The 609-nt window shown below is 65.0% G+C and carries 1 protein-coding gene; it reads left to right on the forward strand.

All coding sequences use genetic code 11. From position 1 onward, the window contains the following. Nucleotides 1-169: 169 nt before the first annotated feature. A partial coding sequence (locus GFC01_RS17880) for a transposase (RefSeq protein ID WP_194175030.1) occupies nt 170-609 on the forward strand: 440 nt, incomplete at its 3' end.

Raw genomic sequence — 609 nt, forward strand, 5'->3', positions numbered from 1 at the left:
CGCTTCGTGCCGATCAAGAACGTCGAGCAGCAGTCGGTGCTCTCGCTGCACCGCGTGCGCCAAGGCTTCGTAAGGGCACGCACGGCGCAAGCTAAGGCAACGCTGATAAAGGTCTGCCTTGCGGGTTGATCAGGTGGCACGGCCTGGGGTACTTCCGGATGATGCGCGCATGAAGCAAGCCACACTCGCGGCAGCAGCCGATCAGGGCGAGGAGTTCGAGCGATTTCGCCGGCCGACTCGGCGCGACGTGTTTCTGCAGACGATGGAGACCATCGTGCCGTGGGCCGAGCTGTGTGCAGTCATCGAGCCTCACTACCCCAAGGCCGGCAACGGCCGTCCGCCCATTGGCCTGGAGCGCATGCTGCGCATGCACTTCGTGCAGCACTGGTTCAACCTGGCCGACGAAGCCTGCGAAGAAGCGCTGTTGGACAGCACGGCGCTGCGCCGCTTCGTGGGCATTGACCTGGGCCGCGAGCGTGTGCCCGACGGCACGACGTTGCTGAAGTTCCGCCGCCTGCTCGAGGACGACAAGCACAAGCTGGGCGCAGCCCTGTTCGCCAAGGTCGGCGAGGTTCTGCAAAGCAAGGGCATGAAGGTCGGCACCGGCAC

Origin of the sequence: Desulfofundulus thermobenzoicus, assembly GCF_009428905.1 — a bacterium.
GTDB lineage: Bacteria > Bacillota > Desulfotomaculia > Desulfotomaculales > Desulfovirgulaceae > Desulfofundulus_A > Desulfofundulus_A thermobenzoicus.